The 16554-nt window shown below is 73.9% G+C and carries 12 protein-coding genes; 1 reads left to right on the forward strand and 11 read right to left on the reverse strand.

What is annotated here, in order from left to right:
* The 7 genes from C1I95_RS00005 to C1I95_RS00035 all read right to left on the reverse strand — a co-directional run.
* A partial coding sequence (locus tag C1I95_RS00005) for a Clp protease N-terminal domain-containing protein (RefSeq protein ID WP_146605600.1) occupies nt 1-127 on the reverse strand: 127 nt, incomplete at its 3' end.
* Nucleotides 128-212: 85 nt separating this feature from the next.
* Nucleotides 213-1415 carry a DUF6004 family protein gene (locus C1I95_RS00010; RefSeq protein ID WP_111211634.1) on the reverse strand — a complete coding sequence of 401 codons (1203 nt, stop codon included), beginning with the start codon at nt 1413-1415 and terminating at the stop codon, nt 213-215.
* 252 nt (nt 1416-1667) lie between these two features.
* On the reverse strand, nt 1668-3047 hold the full coding sequence (locus tag C1I95_RS00015; RefSeq protein ID WP_111211635.1) for a metallopeptidase TldD-related protein: 1380 nt from the start codon (nt 3045-3047) through the stop codon (nt 1668-1670).
* Nucleotides 3044-4594, reverse strand: a complete 1551-nt coding sequence (locus C1I95_RS00020; RefSeq protein WP_111211636.1) for a TldD/PmbA family protein — start codon at nt 4592-4594, stop codon at nt 3044-3046. The genes C1I95_RS00015 and C1I95_RS00020 overlap by 4 nt, the downstream gene beginning before the upstream one ends.
* Nucleotides 4558-5826 carry a cysteine desulfurase gene (locus C1I95_RS00025; RefSeq protein WP_111211637.1) on the reverse strand — a complete coding sequence of 423 codons (1269 nt, stop codon included), beginning with the start codon at nt 5824-5826 and terminating at the stop codon, nt 4558-4560. The genes C1I95_RS00020 and C1I95_RS00025 overlap by 37 nt, the downstream gene beginning before the upstream one ends.
* Nucleotides 5823-6641 (reverse strand): crotonobetainyl-CoA--carnitine CoA-transferase, encoded by an 819-nt coding sequence (locus C1I95_RS00030; protein WP_111211711.1) that lies wholly within the window; start codon nt 6639-6641, stop codon nt 5823-5825. The genes C1I95_RS00025 and C1I95_RS00030 overlap by 4 nt, the downstream gene beginning before the upstream one ends.
* Nucleotides 6638-7528 carry a class I SAM-dependent methyltransferase gene (locus tag C1I95_RS00035; protein ID WP_111211638.1) on the reverse strand — a complete coding sequence of 297 codons (891 nt, stop codon included), beginning with the start codon at nt 7526-7528 and terminating at the stop codon, nt 6638-6640. The genes C1I95_RS00030 and C1I95_RS00035 overlap by 4 nt, the downstream gene beginning before the upstream one ends.
* 202 nt (nt 7529-7730) lie before the next feature.
* On the opposite strand from C1I95_RS00035, the gene C1I95_RS00040 reads away from it, so the two are divergent.
* The gene (locus C1I95_RS00040) at nt 7731-8474 is read left to right on the forward strand and encodes a DUF899 family protein (RefSeq protein ID WP_111211639.1); all 744 of its coding nucleotides are present in this window, start codon (nt 7731-7733) and stop codon (nt 8472-8474) included.
* A gap of 5 nt (nt 8475-8479) precedes the next feature.
* Here the strand turns inward: C1I95_RS00040 and C1I95_RS00045 are convergent, their stop codons facing one another.
* The 4 genes from C1I95_RS00045 to C1I95_RS00060 form a co-directional block, all read right to left on the reverse strand.
* The gene (locus C1I95_RS00045; protein ID WP_111211640.1) at nt 8480-9151 is read right to left on the reverse strand and encodes an NHL repeat-containing protein; all 672 of its coding nucleotides are present in this window, start codon (nt 9149-9151) and stop codon (nt 8480-8482) included.
* Between the two features lie 62 nt (nt 9152-9213).
* Entirely contained in the window at nt 9214-10350 is a 1137-nt protein-coding gene (locus tag C1I95_RS00050) for a trans-sulfuration enzyme family protein (protein ID WP_111211641.1), read from the reverse strand.
* Between the two features lie 5 nt (nt 10351-10355).
* Nucleotides 10356-10796: an acyl-CoA thioesterase gene (locus tag C1I95_RS00055; RefSeq protein ID WP_111211642.1), complete on the reverse strand. Its 441-nt coding sequence runs from the start codon at nt 10794-10796 to the stop codon at nt 10356-10358.
* A 3-nt stretch (nt 10797-10799) separates the two neighbouring features.
* Nucleotides 10800-16544 (reverse strand): type I polyketide synthase, encoded by a 5745-nt coding sequence (locus tag C1I95_RS00060; RefSeq protein ID WP_111211643.1) that lies wholly within the window; start codon nt 16542-16544, stop codon nt 10800-10802.
* Nucleotides 16545-16554 lie beyond the last annotated feature (10 nt).

Consider the following 16554-nt stretch of genomic DNA (forward strand, 5'->3'; position numbering starts at 1 on the left):
CCTCACCCTCATGGATCAGGCCCAACAGGATGTGCTCCGTACCGATGTAGTTGTGATTGAGCATCCGGGCCTCTTCCTGGGCCAGGACGACAACCCGTCGCGCTCGGTCGGTGAACCGCTCGAACATAACTGCCACCCCTGGAGAGTGACGGCGCCCCGGGTGACGGAATGTCACCCGGGACGACGTCTTCTGCTACGGCACTAGCAACCCGTCAGGCGCTGACGTAGGCCTCGGAGCCCACCAGCGCGTCGGCCAGCTTCATCTGCACGCCGGTCAGGCGGGCACGGACCTCGCCGTCGTTGGTACGCAGCGCGGCGTCCGCGTGGTCCGCCGTCAGCACCGTGCCGGTCGGCTCGATGTCCTTGAGCCTGCCGCTCAGGTGCACCGGGGCCGCCGCGTACAGCGTCGCCGTCGGGGTGACCACCTCGAAGTGGGCGTCGAAGTGCAGCTCACCCGGGTAGCGCAGGGTGCTCAGGCTGTCCTCCGTACCCTCACCGAGCTGGCCGCCCGAGACGGTGAAGAAGCTGGCCCGCAGCATGACCTTGCCACCCAGCGCCGGGCTGTTGCCGACCAACGCCACGCGGGCGAGCTGGGCCAGCACGCCCGAGCCCTGGTCGTGCTTCTCCGGGCCGAAGAGGAGGATCTCGGCACCGGCGGCCAGGGGGTAGTCGCCGGCCAGCTCGATCTCCTCGGTACGGCCGTTGACCTCGACCTTGATCTTCGCCTCGGTCGAGGCCTGGATGATGATCGACGGGTCGACCAGCATCGAGACGCACGGGCCGATGCTCGACGCGAAGAAGGCGCTCGGCGTGTTGCCGACGGCCTCGTTCTCGTCGTTCGACGGGTACCACGCGGCCGGCAGGTTGGTGCCCCGGACCACGTTGTGCGCCGGCATGACCTCGCCCTGGTCGCCGTAGGGGCGGCCGAGGAACGGCGAGGTGAGCGGGGTCTTGTACGGCGGCAGGCCGTCCACGATCCCCTTGACGTCGATGACGCCCCGGTGGGCCAGCCGCATGGTGCTGGTCTCCAGGATGCCGAACCGACGGATGTAGAACTCCGCGGGGAAGTTCTTACCGGGCACGATCTGCTTGATGTGGCCGGTGTTGGGCAGGTAGGGGTTCGACAGGATCTGGATCCGGTCGTTCAGCGTGTAGCTGAACCCCTTGATGCCGACCTCGGGGGCGCTGATGAGCTCCAGGTCGAAGCTCGCCGTGCCGTCCTCGTCGACGGTGTGCTTGAACCCCGGCATCGGCCACTTGTTCATCTGCACGAAGCCCGACAGGTTGATCGTCTCCCGCCGGCCGCCGTAGTAGTCGTCACCGAAGACGACCGTCGCCGCAGCCAGGATGTGCGGCCGCAGCGGCTTCGGCTCGATGTTGAGCGACTCGTAGGTCTCTCTCGCCGTGTCAGTCACGGCTCCACCTCCCTGTATGCCCCGGATGCATCGACGCCTCTGTGACGCCTCTCGACCGGAGGACCATTGCCCAAACGCTATCGATTTCTAAAGTGGTCGTCAATCGGCCCACATTGATCATTTGCGAATTGATGTCCGGTTTCACGCATGGCCGAAGGCTGATCTTCGAATCGGCGCGCGGGATCCCTCGACGCGCACATCCCACGGCCGCTATTGGTTTCGTTAGCAAGACGTCGAGGTCGGGCCAGACGTTCAGACCGCCGTCGTCGCGGCGGTCAGCTGGAAGTCGGGCACCCGCAGCATCGGCATGGCGGTGTGCGCCACCGCGTCGCCCCAGTCACGGGCCCGGGTCGGCACGGCGCGACCGGCCTCCGTGACCCGCAGGGCCATCGCCAGCGGGCTGTCGTTGAAGCGGAAGTTGTGCACCGCGCCGACCACCTCGCCCTCCTCGACCAGGTAGACGCCGTCACGGGTCAGCCCGGTCAGGGCCATCGTGGCCAGGTCCACCTCGCGGATGTACCACAGGCTGGTGAGCAGCAGGCCGCGCCGGGTCCGGGCGACCAGGTCCGCGTCGTCGCCACCGCCCGGCGGTCCCTCCAGGATCAGGTTCTCCACCACCGGGGTCAGCGGCATGCCCAGTTCGTCGGCGCTGTCCCGGGTGTGCACCAGCGAGCGCAGCCGCCCCCGCTCCCACCAGCAGGTCGGGCCGAGCGGCAGGCCGTTGTCGAACACCGACCGCGTCCCGGTCGACGACGCGGCGACCAGGAAGGGCGCGCACCGCAACCCGCCGGCCAGCGGGTCGCTGCGCAGGGTCAGCGGCACCCCGGCGACCGTCTCGCCGATCCGGGTACGGCCACCGGCCCGGCTGTACGCCGTCCGTCCCTGCGCCGCCGCCCCGGCACCCGCCGTGGTGTACGCGTAGTTCATCAGGTCGGCGACGGCGCTGGGCGGCACCAGACACTCGTACCGGCCGGGCGGCAGCTCGACCCGCCGCCGCCCCCAGCGCAGCCGCCGGTCCAGCTCGTCCTGGAGGGCGGCCACGGACACGTCGGCGAAGTCCGACGTCACCGCGTTGGTCCACACCGGAGCGCCGGTCGAGTCGCGGGCGGTCAGCTCCAGGTGCCCGGCGGGCTCGTCGTGCCGTAGCCGCACTCCGGTGGAGGTGCCGAGGAACGTGGTCCGAGACCGATGCTCGGCGTACCCGTGCAGGACCTGACCGTTGCGTTCGGCCCGCGCGAACCCGGTCGCGATCTGGTCGACCAGACCGGCGAGCACGCCCGGCGCAGGAGGCCGAACCGGCTCCTCCCAGTGCGGCGACGTCACGCCGGGCTCGGGCAGCGGCCGCGCGTCCGGTGCCGGGGGCGCCTGCCGGGCCGCCGCCTCGGCGGCGTGCACCATGCCGACGACCTCCGCCCGGTCCACCGGTCCGGACACTGACACCGCACCTACCCGGCCAGCAACGACCGACACCACCGACACCCGATGTTCGGCACCGTCGCCGGCGCCCACCAGCGCGCTGTCGGCCCACCGCAGATAGCGGTCGCCACCCCGCTCCACGATCACCACGGTGGCGTCCCCCCGGGCGGCGGCGAGGGCGACCTCGACCGTCTCCTGTGGCCGCAGCGTGCTCATCCGGTCACCTCCGTGGACGTGTCGGTGACGCGTACCCCCCGGAACAGCGCCGACGGGCAACCGTGCCCGGCGGCGGCGATCTGCAGCGGCTGGGCCTTGCCGCACTGACCGGCGCCGGACAGCAGCCACGACTGCGGGCCGCCGACCGCCTCCAGCGAGCGCCAGAAATCCAGCGTCGTCCCGGTGTACGCGGCGTCCCGCACCTGGCCGGCCAGCCGACCGTCCCGGATCCGGTAGAACCGTTGGGCGGTGAACTGGAAGTTCACCCGGGCCATGTCGATGGAGAAGCTGTTGTCGCCGACGACGTAGAGGCCGTCGCGGACCCGACTGATCAGCTCGTCGGTGTCCGGGCCGTCCGGGGCCGGGCAGAGCGAGACGTTCGGCATCCGCTGCACCGGCAGGTGCCGGTACGACTCGGCGTACGCGCAGCCGGTCGAGCGGTCCAGCCCGGCCGCACCGGCGGTCTGCCGGTCGTGCTGCACCCCCACCAGCACACCGTCGGTGACCAGTGGCCAGGACCGGGTGGCCACCCCGTCGTCGTCGTAGCCGACGGTCGCCAGCGCGTGCGGGGTGGTCCGGTCGGCGATCACGGTCATCGCCAGCGAGCCGTAGCGCAGCGTTCCGACGTCGTCCGGCCGGACGAACGAGCTGCCCGCGAAGGCGGCCTCCCGCCCGAGCATCCGGTCCAGCTCGGTGGCGTGCCCGACGGTCTCGTGGATCGTCAGCCACAGGTTGGTCGGGTCGATCACCAGGTCGTACTCCCCCGGCTCGACGCGGGGGGCGGCCGCCTTCTCGGCGAGCAGGTCGGGCATCCGGGTCAGCTCACCGGCCCAGTCCCAGCCGGTGCCGGTCAGGTACTCCCACCCCCGAGCGGCCGGCGGCCCGAGCGTCCGCATGGCCTCGAACGTGCCGTCGCCGGTGTCGATCCGGAAGCCGAACACCATCGGGTGCAGCCAGGTCCGCCGCTGCCGGATCCGCCGGCCGTCGCTGTCGTGGTACACCGTGGACTCGCGGAACACCTGGAGGTACGCCTCGGCCAGACTCGCGCCGCCGTCCCGCAGTAGCCCGCACCACCCGGCCAGCAGCGCGCTGCGCTCGGCGGCCGGGACCCCGAACGGGTCGACCTCGCACGGCGACTCCCAGACTGCGGGGGCGGGCACCGGCTCGGGCGCGAGTCGCACCGGCGCGCCGCGCAACGGGCGCAGCGTACGGGCCAGCTCGCAGGCGCGGGTCGCCAGCGCGGCCACCCCGGCCGGGGACAGCTCGACCCCGGCCGCGAAGCCCCAGGTGCCGTCCACCAGGACCCGCACCCCGATGCCGGTCTCCACGCTCTCCTGGCTGCCCTCCGGGCGACCGTCGCGGACCCGCTCGCGCAGTGCCCGGACCCGGCGCAGCCGGACGTCGGCGTAGCTCGCCCCGCTGTGCCGGGCCCGGCGCAGCGCCGCGTCGGCCAGGTCGTCCACGGGTAGGGTGTCGAAGCCCGGCTCCACGACCGGGGTCGCCGGTGCGGTCACCGGAACCGGACGCCGGGGTAGTGCGTGGTCCACTCCCCGGCCCGCACGGTGCGCAGGGCGGCCACGATCCGGTCGATCTCGGCGGTGGTGCTGTAGACGGCGAACGAGATCCGCACGGTGCCGAGCAGACCGAGCTCGTCGAGGAAGGCGCTGGCGCAGTGCACGCCGGAGCGGACGGCGATGCCGTGCCGGTCGAGATGACCGCCGACATCGTACGGATGCAGGCCGTCCACGGCGATGGAGACGATCCCGGCCGGGTCGGCGGCCGGGTCGCCGACGACCCGTACCCGGTCGACGTCGTGCAGCGCGTCGACGGCGTACCGGACGAGTTGCGCGTCGTGCGCCCGGACCGCCGGCCGGCCGAGCTGGTCCAGCCAGGTCAGTGCCGCGGCGAGCGCCACCGCGGCGGCGATGTCCGGGGTGCCCGCCTCCAGCCGGGCCGGCACCGGCACGTACGACACCGGGGCGTGGTGGGCGACGCCCTTCACCGTGCCGCCACCGACCTGGTAGGGCGGCAGGTCGGCCAGCAGGTCGCGCCGGCCGTAGAGCACGCCGGAGCCCATCGGGCCGTACACCTTGTGGCCGGAGAAGCAGTAGAAGTCGGCCCCGATCTCCCGCACGTCGACGGGCAGGTGCGGGACCGCCTGCGCGCCGTCGACGACGACCGGCACGCCGCGCTCGTGTGCGACGCGGACGAGGTCCCGGACCGGGTTCACGGTGCCGAGCACGTTGGAGACGTGGGTGAGCGCGACGAGCCGGGTGCGGTGGCCCAGCACGGCCGCCAGATCCTCCGGCCGGACCGGGAGTCCGGCGGACGCGGGCACCACCCGCAGGGTGGCACCGTGCCGCTCGCACAGCCGCCGCCAGGGCAACAGGTTCGAGTTGTGCTCCATGCCGGTGACCACCACGTCGTCGCCGGGGCCGACGATCCGCGCGGCGAAGGTGTCGGCGAGCAGGTTCATCGCGTCCGTGGTGCCCCGGGTGAAGATGATCTCGTCGTCGTGGGCGGCGTTGAGGAACTGGCGGACCACCGCCCGGGCCTCCTCGTAGCGAGTGGTGGCCCGGCGGCTCAGCTCGTAGAAGCCGCGCCCGATGTTGCTGTTGGCGGTGGTGTAGTAGTCGACCAGCGCGTCGAGGACGCACCGGGGCTTCTGGGTGGTGGCCGCGTTGTCCAGGTAGGCCAGCGGGGGGCCGTGGTCCGGCGGGTCGAGGAACGGGAACTCGGCCCGCACCGATGCCAGTGGGAGAGCAGCCGTGTCGGTCATCGTGTCTCCTCCGTGAAGCTCGCGGTGAAGCGGCCGAGGAAACCCGGTGGGCAGGGGAACAGTTTCTGCTCCGGGTAGGGCCGATCGGTCGGGGGGATCCAGCCGGGCTCGCCGCGGCGGGGCCACCGCCCGGACCGGTCCGCGAGGTGCGGCCCGTGGAAGAACCAGCAGATCTGGCTGACCTGTTCGGTGAAGACGACCGGGTGCACCTGCGGCGAGTACATCGCCATGTGGCCGTAGGCGGCCCGGAACTCCCCCGCCACCCCCATCGTCGCGCCGAGCAGGACGTGGCCGAAGATGTCGTGCACGACCCGGAAGATGTCGTTGTGCAGCAGTTCGACGCCGTCGACGGTGACGCCGGACGGCGCGCAGAGCGGGTGGTCCGGGGTGGGCCCGTGCGGGCCGTGGCCGTCGTTGGTGAGGTAGACGTACAGCACGCCGGTGCGGTCCAGGGCATCGATCAGGTCCGCCGCGCCCCGGTACGGCTGCCCCGGGCCGGGCCAGGGCACGACCGTCAGCCCGGCCGGTTCGAGCAGCGCGAAGTGGCGCAGCGTCTCCTCGGTGAACCGGGCGTAGCGGGCCGCCAGGTCGGCGTCGAGGGCACGCCGGGGTGCGCGGTCGAAGTGTCCGGCCACCTCGCGGCAGAACTCCGGGTCGACGCGGACCCGGGTGCCAGGCAGCCGGGACAGGTCCCGGTGGGGCAGCTCGCCCCGGGCGGCGGCCTCGTCGACGTACGCCTGGGCGAGTCCCAGCAGACGGTCGTGCCGGGCTGACAGGTGGACCCGGGCCGGCGCGCTGCCGGCTTCCGCGGTCATCCGGGCCTCCCCGGCCCCGCCTCGTCGGGAGCGCCGCGCGCCCGCAGGCACAGCGCCGACCCGGGCAGGGTCACGATGCCGTCGCCGTCGGCGTACTCGGCGGCGGCCTCGGCGAGGCGGTCCCACCCGGCGCGTTCCGCGCCACCGCCGAGGCGCTGTCGCACGCTGCGGAGCAGGCCGGGCGGCGTCACGTCCCGGGCGTACTGGAGGTATTCGTCGACCGAGGCGAACCGCATCGAGACCGGCACGGACTCGGTGGTGATCTCGGTGAAGCCGGCCGCCACCAGTTCGTCGCGGGTGCGCCCGACGTCGGACATGCTGAACGGGCCGGGGCGCTGCGGCGGTGGGCCGGGCAGCTCCGCGGCGAGCGCACGGAAGGCCAGCGCGGTCATCGGGTTGGCTGCCGGGGAGTGCCAGGCCGCCGCGGCCAGCACCCCGCCGGGTACCAGCAGGCGGCGCAGGTCGGAGAGCATCTGGTGCCGGTCGACCGCGAACATCAGCCCCCAGCGGCTGAGCACGGCGTCGAACGAGCGCGGGGGCAGGTCCAGTGACTCCACGTCGGACTCGGCGAACTCGATCGGGTGGTCGAGGCCGGCGGCGCACATCCGGGCCCGGCGCACCATCTCCGGCGCGAGGTCGATGCCGAGCACCCGGCCGGTCGGGGCGACCAGTCGACCGGCGCTGATCGCCGGCTCGCCGGTACCGCAGCCGACGTCGAGCACCCGGTCGCCGGGGCGCAGCCCGGCTGCGCGCAGCAGCCAGGCGGTCACCGGTGCGGCGGCCCGTTCGTACCGGTCCTGCCAGAAGTCCCACCCGGCGCTGACCGCGTTCCAGGTGTCACGTTGCTCGGCCTTGAAGGCCGCGGAGTCGAACTGAACGACAGTCATCCTGCTCTCCTCGAAGGAGCACTCGGCCTCAGCCAACTATATGATTAGCAAGTTGATCGGGCAACGGCAGGCGGCTGCGGGCGAGAATCCCACGCGTTCTTAAAGCACACCGGACGCGAACCCCGGCGTGGTGCGACCGTCGTCGCGCCGACCGCGCCGGTAGCCTTCGCCGAGTTGGCCGGATCGTCCGAAGGGGATCCCGATGACCGAGGTCGACCTGACCGTCCACCCGCAGGCCGCGCCGCCGAGCTGGCCCGTCGGCACCGACGAGGCGTACGCGGCCGCCCGGCGCACGCTCGCCGCGGCCGAGCAGGACCTGCGGGACCGCCTCGAACGGGTGGCCGCCGCGCGTCGCGCCCTGCCGCCGGGCCCGCTGCTCGGCGACTACCGGTTCACCGAGGGACCCGCCGACCTGGACCACGCGGAGCCGACCCACGAGGTACGGCTGCGCGAGCTGTTCGGCGGCCACCACACGCTGTTCCTCTACCACCTGATGTACGCCCCGGACGCCACCGAGGCGTGCCCGATGTGCTCGCTGTGGGTCGACGGCCTCCACGGCGTACTGCCGCACCTGCTCCGGCACACCGCGGTCGCCGTGGTGGCGAAGGCGCCGCTGCCCCGGCTGCGGACCTGGGCGCGGCGTCGCGGCTGGACCGGCCTGCGGATCGTGTCCAGCCACGGCACCTCGTTCAACGCCGACGTTCGGGCCGAGTACCCGGACGGCACGCAGCGCCCGATGGTCAGCGTGCTGCGCGCCGAGGGCGACCGGGTACGGCACTTCTACTCGGCCCCGGCGAGCTTCCCGGACGGCGGCGAACGGGGGATCGACCTGCTCAGCCCGGTCTGGAACGTGCTGGACCTGCTGCCGGACGGCCGGGGCGACTGGTACGCCGGCAACGACTACCCGTCCGACCCGGACGGCGACGGCGGGCCCGGTCGCTGCTGACCGGCTCACGCGGCCGCGAACGTCCCGGTGGCGAGCAGGTCCCGCAACCGCACCGCCGCCAGCCGGCGGCCGGCGAAGTCGGCGTACCAGACCAGCGCGCCGTCCCAGGTCAGGCCCACCGGCCGGCCGTCGACCAGGGCCTCCCCGAGCAGCGTGCCGTCGCGGCCGTCGACCGCCCGCAGCAGCGCGCCCTCGAAGTCGGCGTAGACCACCACATCTCCGGCCACGGTCAGGCCGGACGGCGTACCGGGCACCGAGAACTCGCGCCGCACGGTCATCGTCTCGACATCGCGCAGTTGCACCACCGACGGGCCGCGCAGGCCCATCCACATCATCACCCCGCTGGTCTCGACGCCGCAGAGCCGGCCGCTGGACGGGGCGACCTCCCGCTCCCCGAGGGCGGCCCCGTTGAGCGGGTCGACCAGCAGGATCCGCTTCGGCCGCCCGCCGACCTGGCAGAGCGCCCCGCCGCCCACCGTCAGGTCCGCCCGTAGCCGGGGGCAGGACAGCGTGCGTACCACCGCGCCGGTGTCCGGGGCGAGCGCGTAGATCTCACCGGCCTCCTGGTCGGAGTGCCAGAAGAACTCGCCGTCGTAGGTGAGCCCGCACAGGTAGCTGCCGGGCGCGGGTAACTCCCGGACGATGGGCAACGTCGTGTCGACGCCGGGAACGGTCATCGGTGGTCCCCTTTCATGGCAGGCGGATTTCACGGCAGGCGGAGGGCGGCGGGCACGCCGGGTCAGGTCCCGTCGGCGAGCGCCCGGGACAGGTCCTCGACGAGGTCGTGGGCATCCTCGATACCGGCCGACAGCCGGATGAGCGAGTCACCGATCCCGCGGCGGGCCCGGACGTCGGCCGGCACCGGCCGGTGCGTCATCAGCGCCGGGCACTCCACCAGGGAGTGCACCCCGCCCAGGCTGACCCCACAGGAGAACAACACGAACCGGTCCAGTAGTTGCTCGGCCGGACCACCCAGGTAGTCGAAGGACACCATCGAGCCGGACGCGGCCATCTGCGCCTTGGCCACCGCGTGCTGCGGATGCTCGGGAAGCCCCGGGTAGTGGATCGCCCCGACGGCGGGGCTGGTCCGCAGCCGCTCGACCAGCGCCCGGGCGTTGCCCACCTGCCGGTGCACCCGTAGGGACAGGGTGTGCAGGCCGCGGCGGACCAGGAAGCAGTCCAACGCGCCCGGCACGTTGCCGGCCGCCGTCCGGTACGACCGGAACGACGCGTGCAGATCCTCGTCCCGACAGACCAGCGCACCGCCCAGCACGTCGGCGTGTCCGGCGATCGACTTGGTGGTGCTGTAGAGCGAGACGTCCGCGCCCAGCGCCAGCGGTTGCTGGAGCACCGGGCTGGCGAAGGTGTTGTCCACCACCAGCCGGGCGCCGCGCTCGTGCGTACGGCTGGCGACCTCGGCGACGTCCACGACGGTCAGCAGTGGATTGGTCGGCGTCTCCACCCAGACCAGCGCGACGTCCGGCTGGTCCAGCGCGGCGTCGATCCCCTCCGGCGTGGTCAGGTCGGCGTAGCGCACCCGGATGCCCTGCCGGGCCGCCAGGTCGAACAGGGCGTCAGTGCCGGAGTACACGTCGTCGGTGCTCACCACGCACTGCCCGGGACGCAACAGGGAGAGCACGGTCGCGGCGGCGGCCTGACCCGAGGACAGGACGGTCGCGAACTCGGCCCCCTCCAGCCCGGCCAGGCACTCCTCTAGTTCCTCCCGGGTCGGGTTCTCGCCCCGACCGTAGAAGTAGCGCGGGTTGTCCTGCGCCCGCCGCTCGTACGTCGTCGAGACGTGGATCGGCGGCACCACGTCGCCGGTGCCGGCCGTGGCCCGGCGTCCCCCGTGCACCAGGCGGGTGTCGAACCGCACGCCACTCACCCCGCCCCGACGCCGGCGCCGCGGAACGGCGACAGCGCCCGGACCAGGCCGGCCGGCACGCGGGCCGGCTCGGTGCGTCCGTTCGGCCCCCGCATGCAGGCGATCCGCTGCCGTCCCCGGGCCACCAGCAGGTCGTCGTCGGCGATCCGCAGGTAGTCGAAGGCCAGCTCCATCTGCGTCTGGGTCAGCTCGGCCAGCCGCATCCGGACCGCGAGCCGGTCGAACGGGGCCAGTTCGGCGAAGAACTCGCAGTCGACCTTCAGGGTGAACAGCTTGAGGTCGGCCCGCAGCTCCGCCAGGACCTCCGGCGCGTGCTCGTACAGGAACATCTCCCGGCACCGGCCCTGCCACCGCAGGTAGTTGACGTAGTAGACGTTACCGACGAGGTTCGTCTCCTCGAAGCCCACCGTGTGGCGGTACTCGTAGTAGCGCGGCACCTGTCACCTCCCCGTTCCGGCGAGCACCGCCACCACGACCCGTTCCGCGGTGTCCGCCACTGTGACGACCCGGGTGGCGATCCGCACGCCACCGGAGTCCAGGACCACCCATCCGTCCGGGACAGCGCCGGGCACCAGGGTCAGCGGGCCGTCGGTGCGTCCGGCCTTCTGCAGGCACTCGGTCGCGCACCACACCCGGGTGGCCGCGAGATCCGGGGTGTCTCCCACCTCGGCGACGAGCAGCGCCGCCAGCGGGCCGTGCCGGCCGATCAGGCCGCGCCGGACGTCCGCCGGGCGTACGGTCACCGGCTCCACGTCGCAGGCCAGCGGGCCGTCACCGGCGACCGCCAGGTGCAGCGACGCGGAGTGCGCCACCGAGACGGCGCACGGCAGGTCGACCTCGGGCCGCCCGTCGGGCCGGTGGCGCACCACCACCGGGCGGCCCACCGCCCGGGACAGCAGTCCGCCGGCGTCGCGCGGCCCGCCGCCCGGCGCGGCGGCCACCGCGACGTCGCCGGTGAACACGTCGGCCAGGCGCCGTTGCAGCAGCGGCCCGAGCAGCACCGCCGGCCAGCCGGCCGAGGGCGTGTGCGGGCGTACGGCGCGCAGCCGCAGGCCCGTCCAGTGCTCGATCACCGTCCCGGCGCCGTCCCGGACCACCACGTCGTAGACGTAGCCGGTGCCGTGCTGTTCCCGTTCCCAGGCGGTCATGGTCACCGTCTCGGCGGCGGACAGCTTCGGGCCGGCCGACCAGATCCGGTCGATGCCCTCCGGCAGCAGCGTCGCGTCCGGCACGCACACCTGGATGCCGTGCATGAACGCGTCCCGGGCGCCGGGGTCGCCCAGCACCAGGCGGCCCGGCAGGAAGGGGCTGAACCATTCGCCCGCGTCGCTGGTGACCACCTCCGCCTCGGCGACCCGTGCCGCCGCGTGCCGGTAGCCCCGCAACCGCCGGAACCGGCCGGCCTGGAACAGCACGTCGCCGTAGAGGTCACGGGCCGGGTCCAGGGGCAGCGCCGGCAGCTCCGCCGGGTCCGGTGCGTCGGTGTCCACCTCGTACGTCGCGTCCGGCGCGAACCGCAGGCGGGCCCGGAAATGGTCGGCGGCGAACCCGGTCGCGGCGCTGCGGATCACGACGTCGATCACCTGCTCGGACCGGACCAGCGCGGCCACCCGGACCGTGACACCGGCCTCCGGGTCGACCACGACCGGCCGGTCGAACCGGACGTCCTCGATGACCGGCACTCCCCGGTGGCGGGCCAACGCGGTGGCTACCTGCGCCATGGCCTCCAGGCCGAGCACCGCCGGGAACAGCAGGTCTCCGTCGAGCCGGTGGTCGGCCAGGTACGGGTCGGTGGTGGGCGTGAGGTCCACCTCGCAGACCAGCTCCACGCCGTCGTAGCGGACCAGTGGCCGCTCGGTGAACCGCAGCAGGGGCAGGTCCGGTTGGTGGTACCGCAGCGTCTCCAGCCCACCGGTACGTCCGGTGACCACCACCACCGGCGGCAACGTGTCGTCGGCGACCACCTCGCGCAGCACGCGCAGCCCATCGTCGGGGCTGATCGGGGTGACGCCGGTACCGCTGAGCGTCTCGACCACCGACAGCCGCTCCCCCATGCCGACACCGGACCACACCGACCACTCCAGGCAGACCGCACGGCACTCCGGGTGGGTCGCGGCTACCTCCCGGGTCAGCTCGGCGAGGGCCTCGTTCGCGGCAGCGTAGTGCGCCTCGCCGTGTAGGCCGGCCCGTCCGATGATGCTGCCGAACGTCACCAGCAGCCGCAGCCGCGCGGGATCGACCGCGGCCAGGACCGTCCGAAGGCCGCCCACCTTGGGCGCGAACACTGCCCGGACCGCGGCCTCGTCGAGGTCGCCGAGGGCGGCAGGAGTGTTCAGCCCGGCACCGTGCAGCACGGCGGTCACCGGCCCCCAGCCGGCGGTGAGGTCGGCGACGGCGGCGGCCACCGCGGCGGCGTCGGTGACGTCGACGCGCAGGTAACGCAGGTCGCCAGCGGCCTCGCGGAGCCGGGACAGGTTCGCGGCCAGAGCCTCGTCGGTGGCCGGGTCGGACCGGCCCACCACCGCCAGCCGGGCACCGCTCTCCCCAGCCAGCATCGCCGCCGACTCGGCGGTGATGCCCTTGCCGCCACCGGTCACCAGCAGCACGTCGTCGGGCCCTAGCGGCACCGGTCCCGGCCGGGGATCGACCGGCAGCGGCCGCAGCACCGGCACCCGGCGGACGCCCGTCGCGTCGTACGTCACCTCGGTGAAGTCCGTGGTGGCGGCCACCTCGGCCAGCACCCGGGCCACCGCAGCCGGTCCGAGCGGGGTGGTCACCACCGTGGTACGCAGCCGGTCGCCCTCCAGCCGTGCGGTCTTCGCCAGCGCCCCGCCCCGGGCCGCTGGCTGCACCAGCACCAGTCGGCCGCCGGCGGGTTGCCGCAGGGCGGCTTGGGCCCCGCGTACGGCGATGCCCAGGTGCGCGTCGTCGGAATCGTCGGGCAGGCAGACCAGGACCCCGCCGCCGAGCCCGGCCTCCGCCAGTACGCGACGCAGCGGGTCGGCGAGCGGGTGGCCGGGACTGGCAAAGACCTCCCACCGCCCCGGCCCACCGGCCGGCTCGGCCAGCGGCAGCGGCTCGTCGACCAGGTCGACGACGAAGGTACGCACCCAGGGCGCGACCCCGGCGACGAGATCGGGCCGCTCGGGTGAGCCCTCGTGTTCCCGGGCCTGCAACGCCTCAGCCATCTCCCGCACCGTGGCGGTGGCGAAGTTCGTCGGCACGGCGACCGCGGACAGCCCCATCGCGCGGGCGGCCTCGTTCACGAGCTGCCCGACGGTGATCGAGCTCATGTGCAGGTCGTCGAGGAGCCGGCTGTCGTCGTCGAGCACCTCCACCGGCAGCTCCGCGCGCTGCGCCACGAGTTGCCGTACCAGCTCCAACGCGCCGGTGCCGGCCGGCAGCGCGACGTCGTCGGCAGGGGTCGCCGCGACCGGTTCGGCGGCTACCGCCGCCGCCACCTGGGGGGCGGACTCGCACGGGCTGGCGAAGAAGGTCCGGGGTCGCTGCGGGTCGAACGGCCGGGTGAGCCGGTCCTCGAACAGCGCCGGGTACGCGGCCGGGCCGCCCAGCGCGTACACCGCGCCGACGGTGGCGAGCAGGCCGGCCAGCGACTCGGCGTCGGTGTCCAGGGCCAGCGCCGGGAGGTCCGGCACCTGGTCGCGGGCCAGCCGGGTGAGCACCTGTCCCGGACCGACCTCGACGAACAAGTCGACCTCGGCCGCGGCGCAGGCCAGCGCGGAGGTGAAACGCACCGGCGCCTCGATCTGCCGGTGCAGCAGCCCGGCCAGGTCGGTGTCCGGCGGCAGCACCGCCCCGGTCACCGTCGAGGCCACCCGGCGCAGCGGCGGACCGAACCGGCACGCCCGCAGCCGCTCGCCGAACGCGGCGGCGGCGGGCGCCATCAGCGGCGAGTGGAAGGCGTGCGAGACGTTCAGCCGGGTACAGACCAGCCCGGCCAGCCCCGCCCGCCGGGCCACCTCGCCGACGGCGTCGTCGGCGCCGGCCACCACCGTCTGCCGGGGCCCGTTGTAGCCGGCGATCACCGCGCCCGTGCCGGCGAGCAGGGCGGCGGTCTCGTCCGGGTCACCGGTGACGCCGGCCATCGCGCCGGGTCGGGCCCGGGTGGCCATGATCTCGCCCCGGGCGGCGACCAGCTCACGCAGCTCGTCCTCGTCCAGGCAGCCCGCCCAGTGCAGGGCGGTCAGCTCACCGAGGCTGTGCCCGACGGAGACCGTGGCGTCGATGTCGAGCGCGCCGAGGACGCGCAGCGCGGCCACCGATCCGGTGACGATCCGGGGCTGGGCGGACGCGGTTGCGGCGCGGTCCCCCACCGGCAGGTCACCGGCCGCCCGCCAGGCGTCGTCGACCTCGGTGAACCGCCGGCCCAGCGCGCCGCCGCCCCAGCCTTGGCCGGAGCCCTGACCGGGGAAGAGGAACCCGATGCGCACCGGCCGGGTGGCCCGCCCGACGAAGACGCCCCGGGCCGCGTCGACCAGCGCGCCGGGGCCGCCGGGGGTGAGCGCTGCCGCCGCCGTGCCGAGCGCCCGCTCGGCCTCCTGCGGCGAGCGGGCCACGACGGCCGCCCGGTACCCGCGCCCCCGTTGGGCCCGGTACAGGGTCGTCGCCAGGTCGGCCAGCTCGGCGAAGGCGAGCGCGGCCACCACCGGCCGCAGCGCCTCCAGCCGGTCCCGCAGCGCGTCCGGGGTGTCGGCGTCGAACAGGAGCAGCTCGGCGTCCTGCACCGACCGGGCGAGCTGCCGCGTACGCCGGTCCAGCGCGCGGCGGCGGGGCCGGACCGGCCCGTCGACGACCAGGTGGGTGTTGATACCGCCGAAACCCATCGCGGTGACGCCGGCGCGCTGCGGGGCGCCGGCCGGCCACGGCTCGGCCTGGCGGACGACGCGCAGCGCCGGCCGGTCGCCGGTGAGTTCGAGGTGCGGGTCGACGCAGCCGACGGTCGGCGGGATGACCTGATGGTGCACGGCCAGCACGGCCTTGATCAGGCCGGCGACGCCGGCTGCCGCCTTGGTGTGACCGATCATGCCCTTGATGGAGCCGATGGCCGCGCTGTCGGCGTCCGGGTTGACCGCCCGCCGTTCGGCGCCGAGCGCCGTCAGTTCGGTGGCGTCGCCGACCGCCGTGCCGGTGCCGTGCCCCTCGAAGAGCGGCACGGTGTCCACCCCGAAGCCGGCCCGCTGGTACGCGCGGCGCAGCGCCAGCCGGTAGCCGTTCGCCTCGGGCCGGGTGATGCCGCCACGCCCGTCGGAGGAGACGCCCCATCCGGCGATCGTGGCGTAGATGCGGCGGCCCTGGGCGAGTGCGTCCCGCTCCCGCATCAGCACCACCATGCCGCAGCCCTCGCCCGGCCAGAACCCGTTCGAGCGGCGGTCGTAGACGCGCATCTCCTCTCGGGCGAGCGCGCCGGTGCGGGCGAAGCCGACCATCTCGAACGGGTCGATCGAGAGGTCCACGCCGCCGGCCACCGCCACGTCGGCGTCCAGGTCGGTCAGGTTGCGGCAGGCGGTCAGCACGGACAGCAGCGAGGAGGAACAGGCGCCGTCCACGGTGTAGCCGCCACCGTGCAGGTCGAAATGGTTGCAGATCCGACCGGCGATGGTGTTGGACAGGCCGCCGGCGAGGGTGTCCTCGGTGACCTCGGGGAACGGGGACTTGTAGGAGGTCTCCAGACCGGCCAGGAAGCCGGCCACCTTCTCGTCGTCCCAGCCCTGCTCGCCCAGCGCGGCCCCCACCACTCGGCGGACGTACGGCCAGCGCAGCCGCATCGTGCCCGCCCGGGTGAACTCGCCGGTCAGCGTGTTGCCGACGACGACCGCCGTGCGTTCCCGCGGCAGCCCGTCGCCGTCGGCGAACCCGGCGTCGGCCAGGGCCTGTGCGGCCATGTCCAGCGCCAGCCAGTGGGTCAGGTCGGTGGACCGGTAGGTGCTGCCGCTGACCTTGAACCCGACCCGGTCGAACTCGTACCCCTCGATCACCGCGGCGTTGCCGGCGTAGTAGCGGTCCGGCGCGGTCGGGTCGGCCGACCAGTAGTCCTCCGCGCGCATCCGCTCGTCGGGCAGCCGGCGGAACGCCCGCCGTCCGGCGAGGGCGTTCTCCCACAGCTGCCCGGGCCCGGCAGCGTCGGGGAACCGGCACGCCAGGCCGACGACGGCTATCCGACTCATGCCGCCACCT

The organism is Micromonospora craterilacus (assembly GCF_003236315.1).
Taxonomy (GTDB): Bacteria; Actinomycetota; Actinomycetes; order Mycobacteriales; family Micromonosporaceae; genus Micromonospora; species Micromonospora craterilacus.